A 16,719-nucleotide genomic window follows, 5' to 3' on the forward strand; every position below is an offset into this window, starting at 1 on the left:
GTATCAATGTCCGAGTATCAGTTTGTAGAGAAGCCTTTGCTCAACCAGCTGGAAAGTATGGACTGGCAGGTGATCGAGCAAGGCTCAGGGGTTCCCCAAAACCCCACCCTAAGCCTGCGCAGTAGCTTTCGAGAGGTAATGCTGAAAAACGAGTTCATCCAGGCAGTTAAAGCAATCAACCTGTTGGATAGCGGCCAGCCCTGGCTCACAGATAGCCAGCTAGAGACCCTGTTTGAAGATTTTTCCTACTTTGATACCACCGATCTGTTAAAAGCCAACGAAACCTTCTTAACGCGGCTATATAAATGGCAAGTGGATGCCAACGAGGTGACGGGCGAGCAAGATCCGGTGGTGAAAATTATCGATTTTGATGACTGGCAAGCGAACCGTTTTATAGCGATAAACCAGTTTCGTATCGACACTCCGGGAGGCGTTAAAGACTCTATCATCCCGGACATCGTGTTATTCGTGAACGGGATACCGCTGGTAGTAATCGAGTGCAAAGATGTAAACAGCTTTACCTCCGATGCCATGAGCGAAGGCATCAAGCAGTTGCGGCGTTACGCAGATTTGCGCGAAGACACTATAGAAGCGGGACTGAAAGAAGGCGAACAGCAGCTTTTCTGGACCAATCAGTTAATGATCTCCACCTATGGTGATGACAGTAAGTTTGGCAGCATTACCTCCACGGAAGACTACTTCTTCCACTGGAAGACGATCCATCCCGCCACCACCCCCTATATGGATCTAGAGATCAAGGTGCACCGTAAGCAGGAACAGTTGGTACAGGGTATGTTGTCCCCTGAACGCCTTCTGGATATTACTCGCAGCTACACCCTGTTTATGGATGCCGGTAAGCAGCGCATTAAAGTGATCTGTCGCTATCAACAATACCGTGCAGTACAAAAAATACTGGCCCGTATGCGAAGCGGCAAAAGTGGGGCTGATCGTTCCGGTGTGGTATGGCATACCCAGGGCAGCGGAAAATCCCTAACCATGGTGTTTTTAGTACGCCGATTACGACGGGATCCCTTGCTGAAGGACTACAAAGTTCTGATGGTCAACGACCGTAAGGATCTGGATAAACAGTTGGGTGAAACTGCCGCCCTAACCGGTGAAAAAGTATATAGCATCAGTAGCGCTACTGCCGTTTGGGAAAAATTAACCGACAATTCTTCAACACTGAATATGGTGATGGTTCACAAATTTCGCGAGGAAGATGACAGTAACACACCAGCTTATTTTGCCAAGGCCATCGATGCGGCCAATGAGCCCGCAAACCACTATTCCACCAAGGGGGCAGATTATTCCAGCAAGGTGGCAGAGCCTTCGACGAACTATGCCGTCTTCGATACATTCGGCGAGGTAAACACGTCTGACAAGGTACTGATACTGATCGATGAGGCCCACCGAACCCAGCGTAGCGGTAAGGATCGCGCCAGCCTGTCGGACAACTTGTTTGATGCCTTTCCAAAAGCAACACGCCTGGCCTTTACCGGCACTCCACTGATTGCAGATCATCATACCGATCCGACCTGGAAGCGTTTCGGCAACGACCCGGACAACCCTTATATCGATACCTACAAATTGCAGGATGCGGTTGATGACGGAGCAACCCTGCAAATTCTCTACGAGGGCAAAACAGCGGATACCGCCATCTATGACAAGCATGGTTTTGATACCAAGTTTGAAGACCTGTTTAAGGACCGCAGCGACGAAGAGCTTGCCGTGATCCGGCGTAAATATGGTGCAACAGGGGATGTGTTGGAAGCAGAAGATCGCATCCAGGAAATTGCCGATGATCTGGTTAAGCACTATATCCGCAACATACTACCCAGCGGCTTTAAGGCCCAAGTCGTTTGCGCGTCCAAGCAGGCGGCGATTCATTATCAGACTTATATTCGCAAAGCACTGGGTACATGGAGAACAGAAGAGGAAAGCAAGCCGAAAGATGAGCAGGATAAGGCTTTACTTGAGCAAGTACGCCAACTGAAGGCCGCCGTGATTATCTCCTCCGACGGCACCAACGAAAAAGCTGTCTTTGTCGCTGCACGCAAAGAGGCCCGGGAGCTGAACGCTGTTGAAAACTTCAAGAAGAAGTTTGATGCAGAGAAGCCCGAGACCGGCGTAGCCTTCCTGATTGTCTGCGATATGCTATTGACCGGCTTCGATGCCCCCATCGAGCAGGTGATGTATATCGATAAGAAGTTAAAAGAACATAACTTGCTACAAACCATCGCCCGGGTGAACCGTACTTATCCCGATAAGACCGTGGGTTACGTGGTGGACTATATCGGTCTGACGGAAAACCTGAAGACAGCATTGTCACTCTATTCCGGCAAGGACCAGACCGATATTCTCGAAAGCTTCAAGAGTATCGAATCAGAAATCCCGGTACTGGAAAGCCGGTATCGACGGCTGATTCAGCTGTTTGAAGACAATGACATCTCGCTTATTGAAGCTCTGGTTAAACAGAAGCTCGATAACAATGCTCAGCGTTATGAAGTGACGGAAGCAGCGGTGCGTGCTCTGGAAGACATTAAGACCCGCGATAGTTTTAACGTGTATCTGAAGAAGTTTATGCAGAGCATGGATATCATCCTGCCAAACCGTTTGGCCGACCCGTTTAAGATCCCCATGTATCAGTTCTCTCACCTTCAGGCCAAAGCCCGAGAACGATACAAGGACGACTCGATCAACATTGGTGGTGCTGGTGAGAAAGTCCGCAAGCTGGTCAACGAACACCTGGTGAGCCTGGGAATCAATCCAAAGGTCGCGCCGGTTGAGCTCTTTTCGCCTAGCTTTGTGCAAAACGTTCGCAAGAATCAGGATGCTAGGGCTGCCGCCAGCGAGATGGAACACGCTATTCGTAAGCACTGCAAGATAAACGAGGGCGAAGACCCCGTTATGTATAAACGCTTCAGTGAGAAGCTCGAAGAGGTGCTGAAGAAATACAATGAGAGCTGGGATCAAGTGGTAATGGCCCTTGAAGAACTACGAGAGGAAATAGATAGGGGACGAGGGGATCAGAGCGATAGCAACGGTCCCTTCTATGATCTCATTGTCGATATTGCCTTTGACGGCGATGCCTCACCGGGCAAACAACAACCCATTAAGAATTTGGTCGATGCCATTATTGGCGTGTTAGGCGATGAAATTCGCACCCTGAACTTCTGGCAACGCCCCGCTGAAGTGGCGGCGCTTGAGGGTAAACTGGAAGAGGCATTTATCCTCAGTGACATCACTGAGTTGATGGACTGCCAGGAACAATTGGTTACAGAAGTGGTAGCCCTCGCCAAGCGTCGAGAACAATCGCTATTGGAAGATACCGCTGAGGTGGAAGCGTAGTATGAGCGCTCAGCAATACAGTTATAAAGACATCGACTATTCGCTCAAAAAGAGCGACAGAAAAACCACTAGCATCTATATCGAGCGGGATGGCAGTGTCTCGGTTCTAGCCCCCAAACCATTTGATATGCCTCGCATTGAGGGTGTTATAGAGAAAAAGCGCAGCTGGATCTATCGCAGCCTGGCCGAGTGGGAAGATCTGAACCGAACGCGGGTGCATCGGGAATATGTTAATGGCGAGAGCTTTCTATATTTAGGCAGAAACTACCGGCTGCAAATCGTATCCGGTCAGTCAGCCCCCTTGTTACTCAAAAATGGTCAATTTCTTCTGGAGCAATCCGCCGTTGAAGACGCACCCAAACATTTTAGAGCCTTCTACAAACAAAAATTGCTGAATCGAATCGTCGAAAGACTACCTGATCATGTCGCCCGAATTGGCCTTAATCCCAAGGCCTACAAGGTCCAGGAATTGAAAAACCGGTGGGGCTCTTGCACTTCCGCAGGAGTGATCAACATCCACTGGAAGTGCGCCATGCTGCCTTTACCCGTATTGGATTACGTGCTGGTGCACGAGCTGGCACATTTACAATATCCCACCCATTCAGCAGCCTTTTGGCGTTTGGTTGAACGGGTAATGCCGGGTTATGAAGAGCAGAAAGTCTGGTTGAGATTCAACGGCGCGGGTATGACGTTGTGAACACCAATTGTTAACCCCTAAAGCAGTGCTACCCCACTCACCAGATGAATTGACTAAGACTTAATCTGACAGTTACCAACTAACCAGGATGTGACTGTCAGATCGGGGAGAAATTAGGAGAAATTAGGAGAAATTAGGGACGGAGGGATTAAAAAACGTACAGTTCAACATCCCTCCACATTATCCATTTCTCATCGAGCTTTTTATCGATACTCATGACAATCCAACGTTAATCGACTGGCACTATAGATCTCATAGGGGTTTCGGATCAATTCCACATGAGCTCGACGCGCTAGTTCTCCACTTTCCTCAGCTCCACTAAGCGCAGCAAAACGTAAAGCCTGCTTGATATCATAGATCACCGCTTCAAAGGCAAGAATCTTAACTACACCAGAGTTTTGAAGCACGCTCCTGGCTGCGACCCAAAACTCATAATCTTCCGTGGAGGCTACTAAATGCTTCCCTTGTGGTGAATGCCCGTATCCACTCAGCTCAATCAGCTCAATCAGCTCACTATCGAAATTAGCCACTCCCGGTATATTCTCAGAATCAATAATGCAGAAGACCTTTAGAGGAAGCTCTTTGGTTTCACTTGCAGTCGCAAATAGAGTAACGAGCATACCCAAGAGCACCCAGTAAATGGGCCACAAAAAATTTGTAAATTTCATATTAATACCTAGCTGAATAGTCACTTTTCTTGCAACTGGCTTCATCCAAAACGTAAACAAGGTTTTTAAACCGGGTAGGCCTCCCCTCTAGGCTCCAACACCTCTGATAGCCAGAGGATTCAACCTGATTTATTAGCCAGTACTCGACAACAAATTTTCCAAAAAGCAGCATAAAAAAATCACCACTAAAGCCGATCCCAATCTATTTTGGATTTTTAAATGCTTTGGAAAGAAAAACTCGATTGCCGACATGATATGAAATAGCGGTACTAGAATGAGCAAAGGTAAGTACAAGACACCGGTATCCACTATCAAAGGGGTTTGCATCTCGGACATATTGGTCCACAAAGTGCTTACTTTCAATATTGTGTAACCGAGCCCACCCAATGCCGCAAAATCTAAGCAACCGAGGATAATATGTGCTGTAGATTTTTTCATCGATTAGTAAAAAAGCCCCTGCCCTACTGGAACGCCATTTCGGACCTGACTACCCAAGAGGCGATCTGCTGAAAACCATTGCCTAATAACTTCGCCAGCAGCTTAAGCTATCCTCTTCTGGCACGAAGACTCTGATCTTTAATTCTGACTAATAGCCTGTAGGAAAAATACAGACTGTAGCTCACCATTAATGAGCCAAGGCACATAAGGGTATAACCATGCATTGCACCTTTTACTCCAGTGAAAAAGCCCAGAGGGTCTTGTAAGCCAGCAGACAGGCACCAGAGCCCCAACATAGTGACAGCTAAAAATACGATGAGAGTGCCACTGAGTTGCAATACGGAGTGACTCATGTAAGGCGCATCCCCGTCACGCTTTTTTTTGTTAGTGGAAACCAACTGCTTGATTCCCAAAATCATCAGGAAGACTGAAAAAGGAGTGAACAGTATATCGATCAGGGTCATCGGAAAACCGGTGAAAAACCTGAACACTTCTACAGCAATAATTACCGCTATTACCACAAGGAGTTTTTTGATGAATTCCCAACTCATTACGGTTCTCTCTTGAAGTACTATCAGCTTGAAATGCTGCCAGTCTAACCTTGTTGTGCTCCGATCCGAATATCAAATGCTACATCAGGCTTGTCTGCTAAGACTGTATTACAAGTCTTTAGATCGGCTGTTCAACTAAATACACCTGACTCCAGGTCATTCAGAAACTCTGTCGGCCATGATGACCCCATGCAAACCTGGTAGGAACGGCTCGCTTTTGTAGGGTTATAAGTGACCTGTACTATCCCCAAAATAATGGGCTTTGTCACTGTTCGAGGGCCTGGTAATTGAGCAAGCTTAAAATCAGCTTCTGAAAGTCCATTGATGGCTATTGCATCCTGATACGCATCTAACTCAGACGGAATCACTAGTGAAATTCCATTTTTCATCCACATATCCTTTACGCGGCGTTAATTGAGGTTCAAAAACTTACCAGCAACACAGGCACATCGCAAGAAATTGATATTCATCACGTACAAATACAGTCATTAAAGATAATAAGAATCATAATTCTATTGACGAATGAGTCTGCTCTTAATATGGTGGCAGTCGGTGAACAAAATACACTGACTTCTGACGTAAAGATGTATCACGTCAGGATCCAGAAAACAGGGTTCTAACCTGAGGTAGAAACAAACACTGCGGTATAGCGAAGGTTTTGAATCAAAACTACGTATATTAGAACAACCAACAAGGACGATGACAGTATGAACAGACAGATGGAGCTGGAGCAGCGCGTAAAGCATTTAGAGAAATTGCTGCATCATGCCAGCCAGGCCTTCGAAGAGTTGGTAACTGAACACAACGGACGCTATCTGACCACTTACAGTAACGCCATGGACGTGACCCGTCCGGTAAAGCCTGCTCTTGAGGGTGTCGAGCGTTATTTTTCGGATCAACGCCGCGCCCATCAGCCCGTACCACCTAGATTACGACTGGTCGAAAAACGTGATGATAGCCGCTGGTAGTTATCTAAGGTCAGAATTAGTACTTGCTCTGAATTAGGAGATTTCAAAAAGAATCACTCGACACGGGCAGAAGAGGTGATACAGCTCTTCTGCTTCAGTCGTGTAAGAATGGCAATGAAGCTTTATCTTACCCTAACCACTCCTCATAAAGGATACCACTGCCAATCAAGTCGATAACATTGGCCTTGTTCTCCGTACTCTCGCTAAAACCAATAAGTACACCTTCTCGAACATCAGCCCCAGAATCAAGTACATCCAACCACCACTGATAACCTTCATCATCGGGAGCCCGGCCCAGTGCATTGTTATAGAGTGCAGTCAAAAATACTTCATTCGATGGGTTTTCTCCGTTAAGCAACTGGAATTCATCACTGTTAATAAAACTTAAGGAGACGTCGTGAAGGGTGTCACCATCGTCCATGGCCTCTATCCAGTACCCAAGACCTTCCTTGTCCGGACTGCGGTTAAATGCTGCTTTGTATAGCCTATAGACTTTTCCGGCAATACCATCGATATCCAACGCCAGGTTGGTATCTGCAAAATTCAGCCGGTCGACACCGACCACCGTTTCTATAGCCAGGGGATCGCTATTAGGCCTGATAGTAAAACCGTCGCTGTTACCAATAATTTGATAGTCAAGCAGATCTCCACGGTATTGAGCAGTTGCAGATCGCAAACTGCCATTCTCTCCATAATTGGCCGTTTCAATAATCGCCTGCCCTGATTCAGGGGTGGCCAACCACTGGCTATTTCCGATTGTTTGCAACGCTTCTTCATTATCAAAAGTAGCCAAAAAAATAAGGCCAACGTTAGTACTTTTCCCATCGTCATAGTTAGCCACTAACAGTCCGTCATGCCCTACAGTAACGGCACTAACGTTATCAACAAGTTCATCATTAATCGATAGTGTGGTAGCGGGTTGTCTGATACCACTCGCATCAAGCCCATAACCCTGCAAGAACTTCCCGTCAGGAGTCACAAAATTACCACTATGGTCCAGCGCAAAGTCCCCCTGACGGGTGTAGCTTATATGACCTTGACTATCAACCAGTTGAAAAAAACCAGCTCCGTCGATCGCTATATCCAGCGAGCTTGAGGAAGGATCCAGCTCCGCAGTATTGGAGATATCACGTGCTCTGCTTTCCCCTGGTGCCAGAGGCCGCAGTCCCCCTCGGGTATCAACACCGGGGATATCGAGATATCCCGGGCCTGATTCAGTTGTTGCTCCCCATTCGATAACGCTGAGAGGCTGCAGTAGAGAGGGGTTCTCAAACACAGCCAGCACCAATTGACCCAGGTTAATGACCTGACCGGTACTATAGGTCGCGGTCACTGTACCTTCCGCTGAAATCTTCAACCCGGTCATCTCTAGAAGAGTAGAACCCACTAGAGTACGAGTGCTTATAATACTGATTGGTTGCCTATTACCCTCAAAATCCAGACCAAAACCCTGCAAAAACCTGCCATTTTGCGTGACTATGATGCCGTCTTGGTTCAGTTCAAATTCCCCCAGACGGCTGTAGCTGGTACCTCCTTGGCCATCATCAAGCAGAAAGAAGCCATCTCCCTCGATAACCAGATCCAAGGTGTTGTTGGTAAGGTCAAGCTCGATACTCTGCGTATTTTGCCTGTTGATTTCAGTATTAACTGCCATGATTAAACCTTATGTCCCTATGTAGCCAGTGTCCGTCATCAGCCTCTATTTCACCGCTCATTATTACCTATCGACTACTGCTAACTGATTTACTTAATTCAAAATCGTGTGCGGCAAATATCTGGACAGATCTTGAGTAATGAGCCCAGAATCTTCTCTGATAGAAATTCCAGCAGGTTCATCATCAACCAGCCACGAACCAATCAGAGTATAGTTATCGCCAAACTTCGGCAACGGATAATAGGCTTGATAGACAAAACCTTCCTCACCATAGGGCCCATCACTTTTTTCAACAGCTGCTCCATTTTTCAAGATACTGATGTTAGCCCCTTCACGAGAAAAAATAGGCTTTTTAACCAACGACATATGTTCGGCTTTGTTCAGCTCATCCTCAAAAAATGCTGGGAGCAAATTAGGGTGGCCAGGGAAAAGCTTCCAAAGCATCGGTAAAAGAGCTTTATTCGAGAGAATGCTACCCTTCCAAATCGGCTCCAGAAAATTCACATCCGCAGTTAACGTCAGATCGGCATAAGCTTCACGTAACATAAATTCCCACGGGTACAATTTAAACAACCAGGTGATTACACGATTGTCCAGATCGGTTAACCAATCGCCCTCTCCATGTCCAATGTCTTCGACAAAAACAAACTGGGTCTCAATCCCCGCGGCTTCTGCACAGTCACGTAGATAGGTAACGGTTCCCAGGTCCTCTTCTGTATCCTTACAGCAACTCAAGTGCAGCACTTGACCAGGATATTGATTTTTAAGAACAGAAAATCTATTGATCAGTTTTTCCTGTAAGGAGGTGAACTGATCGGATGAGCGTGGCAGTGCACCGCGATCCACTTGCTGCTCCAGCCATAACCATTGCCAAAAACCACTTTCATACAGGGATGTCGGAGTATCGGCATTGTTTTCATAGAGTTTTGCCGGGGTCACTCCATCGTAGGCCAAATCAATACGTGAATACAGACTTGGCTCCCGATCCTGCCAGGATTGGGCAATCCGGTCCCAATGGGATCGGGGAATCTGAAAGCGATGCATTAAGTCTTCACTTTGTACGACTTTATCAACCACAGCGAGACACATCTGATGTATCTCAGTGGTTGGATCTTCAATATCCTCTTCGATCTGCTTCAGAGTGAACTGGTAATAAGCGGATTCATCCCAGTAAGTTTCACCGTACATAGTATGGAATTTAAATCCGTATTGTTCTGCCAGTGCCTGCCAATCAGGTCGCTGTCGAATCGGCATACGAAGCATTGTTTACCCTCCCCAGCCGCCAGAACGACTACCACCCCAAGAGGATTTTGCCGCCGCCTTCGAGCCAAACCCACCGCGCGAGATTGTTCGAGTCACTTTTGGCTTTGGCTTGAATGCATCTGAATTTACTTTTACTTTCTGTACCCCAGTTCTGCGGGAATAATCTCCGTAACGCGTACCATCAGCACCATAATACCCCCCATACATACGGCCATAGCCTGTATAGACCGGTGTATAGCGTCGACTGTTATCAAGCATATTGCCAACCATGAATCCTGCCAGTGCTGGCATAAACCAATTTCCACCCTGTCCATCGGGTCGAACCACACACTCACCAAACTCAGCCGAGCAATCATTACTCGATCGATATTTTGGAGCGGCTCTCTCAGACTCAAGAAGGGCCTGCTCATAAGCTGTCTGGCAAATGTCCGCCTCATTCGGTCGATCGGCCTCGCAATCTTTAACGCTAGCGTAAATTTTGGCATCCGTGTTATTGCTTCCGCATCCACTGAGTGCAATTGCACCGCCAACGGCTGCTGCCAGCTTACTGATGGTAAGCAACGGCTGCTTACGCATCCGCTTCAGATCAATTTGTTTACTCCGCTTCATCGTGTCGGCTCCCTGCTGTTAGTAAGGCTACAAGCTAATAAGACATACAGGCTGCATTGAGCAGGCCTATCGACACCGAGACACAGCAAAGCATGATACCGGCAGGGACTTCATCTTGTTCAATCCGTTCCACGATCCGAGGCATAAACCCAAATCGGACAATTGCGAAAGCGACCAGTTGAGCCACCAGAGCTACGACGGCCCAGATAACAAAATCGACCACTCCTAGTGAATTTGCCGCAGCCCCTGCTACTGCAATGGAATAGCCGATAATCGCCCCTCCAAACGCCCAGGCAGCCGCGGTACTCTGCTCTTCCTTGATCAGGCGCCACTCATCATGAGGGGTTATCTTGGTATACAACACTTTAAAAACCAGTAAAGATACCAAGCTCAATGTGAAGTACAGTGTAAAAGGCAAAAGGCCTGACAGAGATAGCGTTATTGCGTCCATGTATTGCTCCTTAGGGGAGGAAATTAAGATTATATTAAGTGGGGATTTAACCGATTATTTCAAAATCTGCTCGGCTTAAGTTAATACCGGTACTGATAACCTGGCACCGCTCAGCTCGATAATTAACAATTTTTTCCTCTCCTGCGATTAATAGAAATTCGAACATGCCATCATTCAGTTGGCGCTCGTAGAGCATGGCAAATTGATCGGTTTCTGAAGGAGGCTCATCAACAGTAAAGGTTTGTTCGGTCATAGCAATTGGAGGACAGGCTCCAACCGAGTCCCACACTCGTTTAAAGCAATGTCCTTCAAAATCATATGTTGAGTGACTGATACCATTCTTCAACAATTCATCCCAGTCTTGATCAGTATTAACACCGAGCGTATCGAAGAAATGGAACAACTTTACATCACTGACATGCTCTTCTTGCAGGCCTCCACTCAATAGCACCTGAAAGTAACCGTCATCATCGGTGTAGTAGCGCAGCACTGTATTGGATTCATCCAGTTTAACCATGCCAACAGCTTGGATGAGCTGCACCTTGGCAATATTATCGGTGATCAATTGATCATCAAGCAGTCGCAATTTAAGCTCATTAAGCTCAACCGCTCCGCCCAAACGAAACCCCAGTATTTCGGGGGCAGCAGGTCCCTTTTCGGGAGCCGAGGTCCCACTGACTTTTTGTTTGATCCAATCAAGCATTAAGGCTACTCCAGTCAAAATGGTCCACCCGTTCGTCAGCAATATAGTGGATTCTGTCCCCTGCCTTTATAGGCAATTCCATTGCCGGATTGACCAATACTGAATCAGGGCCATTAGTCTGTAGCGCTATTACCGTTGCTTGATAGCGCTCCTTGAACAGTAAGAACAGGTCGCCAACACAGACCGTAGGCGTTTCTGGAGGGACTTTAACTGAATACTGTGTCATTCCCTTATCAACGTTCAGAAGCTCATGATGCAATATGCTGGAGCCAGGATCTGCTGCAGCCTTGGCCAGCATCTCCACAGACACTGATGGAATACTTTCGACGCTGGGACAATGCGCCTTTAAAAGTTGAGCAATTGAATCATCGTTAAAGTAGGCTAAAATGCGTGCTTTGGGATTCTGCTGATAACAAAACATGGCCGTGGTGAGAGTGATGTCGTCAAGTGGAGTGTCGATCAAAATAGTCTCAGCCTTACTGACGTTGACCCGATGCATCTCGGCCTCATTGTAAAAGCTGGACACCCGTGCAAAACCTATTTCATCCGGCAACGGGTTGTTATCCAACTTATCCATATCAACACAGAGCACCAAATTAGCCTTTTTTGGTGAACCTGCTTCACGCAATAGCAACTGGAGCAACTGCAACGTGCGTGGGCCGTTGTAACCGATCACCAATAAATGATCAGTGTGATAGAGCTGGCTCATGCCCTTCAAACTCCTTTGAAAAAACTGAATTATCCCCGCTGCAGCCCAACCTACAACCATTCCCCATATCATCAACCCGAATGGGATAACCCAGCAGCTAATGATCCACATGCCAGCCGGGGTTGTGGCAGAATAATCGCCATACCCGACCGTACTGGAGGTGACAATCAAAAAATACCAGAATAGGATCGGTGAGCCTTGGGCTACTGGCTCCTGGGCCCAATAGAGACCAATAAAACTGATAAAAATATAGCTGGCAAGCATTATCAGGATGCTATGCCAGCTTAGACTGGCCAGTTGATTAAATAACTTACGGACCAGTCGATTGACGATTGGCATCAGGCTAGGTTCCTAAACAGACTGTTTGGCCTTAAGGCGTGCCAGAACATCACTCGCACCACCGGAACCAGTAATACCAGCACTTTTCAGTTTCGCCTTCAGATCACTGCCATCTTCCTCTGATGCCATTTCACGCGCCGCTTCGATCTCGGCACCACGATGCGCTTGCTTGCTTTTGATCCGCTCCAGAGATTCTGCAGCAGTTTTCATCCGTGAATTAGTGTTCAGGTGTCGGGACGAAAGACCTTCCTGCGCTTTCTGGACAGACGCGGTAGCCTTCACCGTATCGACCTGTTGCTGCATTAATCGCAAATTGTTTTTTGAATCCTTCAGGGACTTCCGAAGTTGTACCACTGAAGCTGAAACCTGAGTTAAAAACTGTTGCTCAGCCTCCAGCTCAGCCTCCAGTTGGCTGATCTTTTCAGCCACTTCCATTGCCAGCGCTTCATCACCTTTTTCCATGGCTTGAATAGCAAAGCCTTCGTGTTCAGTAACCGCTTTTTGCAGATCTGAGACCTTATGCTGAGCCAGCTTTTCTTTGGCTACGATGGATGTCAGAGACTGTTCAGATTTACGAATCTCATCGCGAGTTTCACGCATCTCCTGATCCAGAATAGTTAATGCCTGCGAATCAGCAACTGATTCAGCAGCATCGTTGACGTTGCCTTTAATGGCAGAAAATAATCTTGTCCAAACGCTCATAATGAGCCTCCTTTAATATCAAGCAGAGATAGGGGCCGGTTCAGTCAGGAATTCTTCAAAAAACTCCAACATCCCTTCAACGTTAAGGAACAGGGTGTCAATTTCGATCATTACGGTCCCTGCTGTCGATTCAGACGAAAGCGCCCCAAAGGCAGCGTAATACTCCTCATCACCAATGGTCGTAATACCGATAGTTGTTAGTGGGAAAACGTTCTTATGAGTACGCAATATCAGAGCATCAAAAGCTGCTGTATTACTAATTTGAGTAACCGGACAAAGCAAAGACTCAACTAACAGCTGTTCGCCACTGACAGTAATAAATGCATCTATACCGTCCTCATTGCTGATAAAAATTGCGTCTCCCTCTTTTGAAACACTTAGGCCTTCCTGCTTTTCCAGTAGTGTGTTCAGTTCGTCAAGACTCCAGGCCATATCACTTTTCCTCATTTGTGAAACTTATAGGCAGAGGGAACAATAATTTCACCGACCAGCCATGTCAACCATAATATTCATATGTGACTTATATTTCACAAATAAATCTTATTCTTGACTAATCAGCTATTTTTTTGGAACATGGCGTTGACAGCAAACCCATGCTTTTCCAAGGCTGTAAAATATGAAAGAAGCCCCCCCCCGACGAGTACAGTTTCTTAACAGCCCCCAGTGGGCCGCTACAGTACGCTCCCTGATTCGGTCAGAAATGCAGAAAAAAGGCGTCGACTACGCCACATTAAGCCTGCAATTGAATGCTATCGGCACACAGCAAACACCTGACAATCTGCGTCAGAAAGTTTCACGGGGCATTCTAGGGGCACAACTGTTATTACAGATTCTGTATGTTTTGAAAGTACGTAACATCAGCTGGGAGTTGATTGAAGAACTGCAGGAAGCAGGAAAACCTGAATCATCCGATGATTAAACATCTTAAAATCATCAATGAGACCCTGTCGAACAAGCAATTTTTCTTCAGATATATTTGCCGCTATTCGCAAGCCCATTCCCGGTAGCCTGTTGTAGTTTTTTGTGATGCTAGGTGCCGGGAATATTTCCCGGCACACACTTCGTTAAACAAACTGATAAAACAGCGCACCAGCCAGATAGCCCATAAGGGCTAGAGGCGTCATTACTTTCATGTACCAGAAAAAATTAATTCGCTCCATACCCATCGCCGCAACACCTGCGGCCGAACCGATAATCAAACAGCTGCCTCCTGTACCTGCAGAGTAAGCAAGAAACTCCCACATTCGGCTGTCTGTCGGATAGATCGACATATCGTACATTCCCATCGCAGCAGCCACCAACGGCACGTTATCCACTACTGCCGACAGCAACCCTATCAAAAAGATAATCAGATCAATATTGCCAATGGTTGAATCCAACCCTGCCGCCAAAGAGGCCAACAATCCTGTGGCTTGCAGGGCGGCTACAGCCAGCAAAATACCAAGAAAGAACAGCACACTGGCTGAGTCAATCTTCTTGAGGATACTCACAATATGCAGTCCAGCATCCACCACCTCATCACGACGATGCCGATGCATCAGCTCGCTGATGATCCACAGAACCGAAAGGCTTAGCATCATCCCCATAAAAGGTGGTAGGTGAGTTAATGTCTTGAATACAGGCACAAATAGCAATCCGCCCATACCAACAGCAAATATCAGATTGCGCTGACTCCGGGATATCTTGAAACTATGATCACACTCTACATGCTCAGGTGTCGTGACATGCTTACCCCGCAGGGTAAACGACAGGAACAACAACGGCACAAGTAGACAGAACAAACTGGGCAGAAGCAGACTATGAATAATATTGAGAGTGGTAATCTGTCCGCCAATCCACAGCATCGTTGTGGTGACATCACCAATCGGAGACCAGGCCCCTCCGGCATTAGCAGCGATAACGATAATCCCAGCAAAAAACAGCCTGTCCTTTTGCTCAGCAATCAGCTTGCGAATCAATGAGATCATAACGATAGTGGTGGTCAGGTTATCCAGCGCCGCTGACATGAAAAAGGCTATCAGACCGATAGTCCAAAGCAGTTTTACAGTGTTAGTGGCCTTTATCCGATCGGTAATTATTGCAAAGCCACCATAGGCATCAACCAGCTCCACAATAGTCATGGCACCCAGCAGAAAAAACAAGATACTTGAGATCTCACTTAGAAATTCCAGCAACTGATGATGCCCTACCCAGGCGGTAGCCAGTTCAGCAGCGGTTTTTCCGGGCTGAGACTCTGCAAACCAGGCAGGCAGATTGGCAACATCCACCAGCGAGCCGGATGCCAGAATATAAATAGTCCAGCAGAGCACCCCCGTCATAATGGCGGAGGCTGTTTTATCGACATGAATATTATGTTCGGTAACGATGGCCAGATAGCCGAGCACGAACACAGAGCTAATCGCTACGAGTGCAATTGACACGAAGTTATCCTCAAAGAGTTGATTGGTATGATCGACGGAAACCACTGTGAATCCGCCTGATAAATCAGCCGGTTATCTGAGGAGGGGCTCGAATTAGAGCGGTGTTAAAAGACTGCCGCCAAGCAGCCTGCGTTTTAGCGGAAAAGAATAAATGGAGGGGGACTGAGCTTAAAAGTAGTGCCTGATCACTGAGCAGATCACCACTGTTGTCCCCATCTCCTCCTGTTTGTGATCGCTCCTGTTCTATTTCAGCAGCATCTATCAGATGGACAATACCGCCAGGCTCCAACGCAAGCCCGGGGCCGTCCAGCGGTACAAATAACATGCAAAGCAATGCTAAAAAGGAGATTACTCCCCCAAAAGATAGTGCATTGCGGTTGGACAGAATCATAGCAATCATCGACAAACGGGACAGATACTCATATTACAATGATTCCCTTCATTAGTAGAGCAACAGCTTAGTTTAAACCAATCAAAACAGCCATCAGCAACAGACAACGCCTTCCATCCGTAAATGACAGGACCAAAGAGTTAACTCCGTTTTTCCATTTTTGTTAATCACCCTGCTGTCAGAAAGGACAGGCATAAAAAAACCCGCAAAACCTGTTTTAAGAGGCTTTGCGGGCTTTCTTTGGATCCTATTGGACCCCAATGTGGTGGAGCTGGCGGGACTCGAACGTTCAGTAAAGTTTACCAAATCAGACATTTACGCTATACCTGTGCCTATACAGTGCCAAATATTAGATCATTTATGAAATATTATCCATTATCGCCATGCATTGTTCACATTCCTGCTGTATCGGATGTTTCTAACAGTTTTTGCTCTAGCTCCTTAAAAATCACCCTTCCCTTCTTTCCTTCACTAAACTGCAGACAAGAATACAAACTATGCCCGACTCCCAATACTTTAGGGATATAGAAATCTAGATCTGTTCTCAATTGCTCATCTTTATTGATGTCTAGCCCTTTTGCTAATGCTAAGAAAACTACTCCAATTTTCACCATAAACATATCCTTATCAAAAAGCTCATGTGTCGATGTGGTTTTACCCCGTTTCCACGGACAGTCAGTTAAGAGCATTCTGAGTTAGCTTACGCTTCTTCCTCTGGTTATAAAATCGCTCGATGTAATCAAATACATCAGCTCTGGCTTCTGTTCGGGTTTTGTAATTTCTTCTGTTCACCCTTTCTCTTTTTAAG

At 46.7% G+C, this 16,719-nt stretch carries 19 protein-coding genes; 4 read left to right on the plus strand and 15 right to left on the minus strand.

All coding sequences use genetic code 11. The features are described 5' to 3' along the window. Nucleotides 1–6 precede the first annotated feature (6 nt). Together BGP75_RS02545 and BGP75_RS02550 are read left to right on the plus strand one after the other, a co-directional pair. A complete protein-coding gene (locus tag BGP75_RS02545) occupies nucleotides 7–3,348 on the plus strand; it encodes a type I restriction endonuclease subunit R (protein WP_076714746.1) in 3,342 nt (1,113 codons plus the stop codon). A 1-nt stretch (nucleotide 3,349) separates the two neighbouring features. Next, nucleotides 3,350–4,045: a M48 family metallopeptidase gene (locus BGP75_RS02550; protein ID WP_076714748.1), complete on the plus strand. Its 696-nt coding sequence runs from the start codon at nucleotides 3,350–3,352 to the stop codon at nucleotides 4,043–4,045. A gap of 203 nt (nucleotides 4,046–4,248) precedes the next feature. Here BGP75_RS02550 and BGP75_RS02555 read toward each other — a convergent pair whose 3' ends face one another. The 3 genes from BGP75_RS02555 to BGP75_RS02570 all read right to left on the minus strand — a co-directional run bounded on the left by BGP75_RS02555 (nucleotide 4,249) and on the right by BGP75_RS02570 (nucleotide 6,091). Next, nucleotides 4,249–4,713: a hypothetical protein gene (locus BGP75_RS02555; protein ID WP_076714750.1), complete on the minus strand. Its 465-nt coding sequence runs from the start codon at nucleotides 4,711–4,713 to the stop codon at nucleotides 4,249–4,251. A gap of 545 nt (nucleotides 4,714–5,258) precedes the next feature. Further along, nucleotides 5,259–5,702, minus strand: a complete 444-nt coding sequence (locus tag BGP75_RS02565; RefSeq protein WP_076714754.1) for a hypothetical protein — start codon at nucleotides 5,700–5,702, stop codon at nucleotides 5,259–5,261. A 131-nt stretch (nucleotides 5,703–5,833) separates the two neighbouring features. Beyond that, entirely contained in the window at nucleotides 5,834–6,091 is a 258-nt protein-coding gene (locus tag BGP75_RS02570; protein ID WP_076714756.1) for a hypothetical protein, read from the minus strand. Between the two features lie 318 nt (nucleotides 6,092–6,409). Here BGP75_RS02570 and BGP75_RS02575 point away from each other — a divergent pair, with 318 nt between their 5' ends. Further along, nucleotides 6,410–6,670: a hypothetical protein gene (locus BGP75_RS02575; RefSeq protein WP_076714758.1), complete on the plus strand. Its 261-nt coding sequence runs from the start codon at nucleotides 6,410–6,412 to the stop codon at nucleotides 6,668–6,670. 127 nt (nucleotides 6,671–6,797) lie between these two features. Here BGP75_RS02575 and BGP75_RS02580 read toward each other — a convergent pair whose 3' ends face one another. The 8 genes from BGP75_RS02580 to BGP75_RS02615 all read right to left on the minus strand — a co-directional run bounded on the left by BGP75_RS02580 (nucleotide 6,798) and on the right by BGP75_RS02615 (nucleotide 13,532). Further along, nucleotides 6,798–8,324, minus strand: a complete 1,527-nt coding sequence (locus BGP75_RS02580; RefSeq protein WP_076714760.1) for a DUF4214 domain-containing protein — start codon at nucleotides 8,322–8,324, stop codon at nucleotides 6,798–6,800. A 93-nt stretch (nucleotides 8,325–8,417) separates the two neighbouring features. Then, nucleotides 8,418–9,587, minus strand: a complete 1,170-nt coding sequence (locus BGP75_RS02585; RefSeq protein ID WP_076714762.1) for a glutathionylspermidine synthase family protein — start codon at nucleotides 9,585–9,587, stop codon at nucleotides 8,418–8,420. 3 nt (nucleotides 9,588–9,590) lie between these two features. Beyond that, nucleotides 9,591–10,196, minus strand: coding sequence for a DUF1190 domain-containing protein (locus BGP75_RS02590; protein WP_076714764.1), 606 nt, complete (start codon nucleotides 10,194–10,196; stop codon nucleotides 9,591–9,593). Nucleotides 10,197–10,230: 34 nt separating this feature from the next. After that, complete coding sequence (locus BGP75_RS02595; RefSeq protein WP_076714766.1) at nucleotides 10,231–10,647, minus strand: DUF350 domain-containing protein; 417 nt, start codon at nucleotides 10,645–10,647, stop codon at nucleotides 10,231–10,233. A 46-nt stretch (nucleotides 10,648–10,693) separates the two neighbouring features. Continuing rightward, nucleotides 10,694–11,350 (minus strand): YjfK family protein, encoded by a 657-nt coding sequence (locus BGP75_RS02600; RefSeq protein ID WP_076714768.1) that lies wholly within the window; start codon nucleotides 11,348–11,350, stop codon nucleotides 10,694–10,696. Continuing rightward, complete coding sequence (locus BGP75_RS02605) at nucleotides 11,343–12,398, minus strand: potassium channel family protein (protein ID WP_076714770.1); 1,056 nt, start codon at nucleotides 12,396–12,398, stop codon at nucleotides 11,343–11,345. Before BGP75_RS02605 ends, BGP75_RS02600 begins: the two co-directional genes overlap by 8 nt. Nucleotides 12,399–12,410: 12 nt before the next feature. Then, a complete protein-coding gene (locus BGP75_RS02610) occupies nucleotides 12,411–13,100 on the minus strand; it encodes a PspA/IM30 family protein (protein WP_076714772.1) in 690 nt (229 codons plus the stop codon). Between the two features lie 18 nt (nucleotides 13,101–13,118). Further along, entirely contained in the window at nucleotides 13,119–13,532 is a 414-nt protein-coding gene (locus BGP75_RS02615) for a DUF2170 family protein (RefSeq protein ID WP_076714774.1), read from the minus strand. A gap of 184 nt (nucleotides 13,533–13,716) precedes the next feature. Between BGP75_RS02615 and BGP75_RS02620 the strand changes: the two genes are divergently transcribed. After that, nucleotides 13,717–14,019, plus strand: a complete 303-nt coding sequence (locus BGP75_RS02620) for a DUF6471 domain-containing protein (RefSeq protein ID WP_076714776.1) — start codon at nucleotides 13,717–13,719, stop codon at nucleotides 14,017–14,019. A 145-nt stretch (nucleotides 14,020–14,164) separates the two neighbouring features. On the opposite strand, the gene nhaD is transcribed toward BGP75_RS02620, so the two are convergent. From nhaD to BGP75_RS02640, 4 genes are all read right to left on the minus strand, one after another. Beyond that, the gene (gene nhaD, locus BGP75_RS02625; RefSeq protein WP_076714818.1) at nucleotides 14,165–15,520 is read right to left on the minus strand and encodes a sodium:proton antiporter NhaD; all 1,356 of its coding nucleotides are present in this window, start codon (nucleotides 15,518–15,520) and stop codon (nucleotides 14,165–14,167) included. A 64-nt stretch (nucleotides 15,521–15,584) separates the two neighbouring features. Continuing rightward, complete coding sequence (locus BGP75_RS02630) at nucleotides 15,585–15,845, minus strand: hypothetical protein (RefSeq protein ID WP_143820961.1); 261 nt, start codon at nucleotides 15,843–15,845, stop codon at nucleotides 15,585–15,587. Nucleotides 15,846–16,303: 458 nt separating this feature from the next. Next, the gene (locus tag BGP75_RS02635) at nucleotides 16,304–16,525 is read right to left on the minus strand and encodes a hypothetical protein (RefSeq protein WP_143820962.1); all 222 of its coding nucleotides are present in this window, start codon (nucleotides 16,523–16,525) and stop codon (nucleotides 16,304–16,306) included. A 61-nt stretch (nucleotides 16,526–16,586) separates the two neighbouring features. After that, nucleotides 16,587–16,719, minus strand: a 133-nt coding sequence (locus BGP75_RS02640; RefSeq protein WP_143820949.1) for an IS3 family transposase, incomplete at its 5' end; no start/stop codon positions are given.

Source organism: Motiliproteus sp. MSK22-1 (assembly GCF_001968815.1).
Classification (GTDB): domain Bacteria; phylum Pseudomonadota; class Gammaproteobacteria; order Pseudomonadales; family Balneatricaceae; genus Motiliproteus.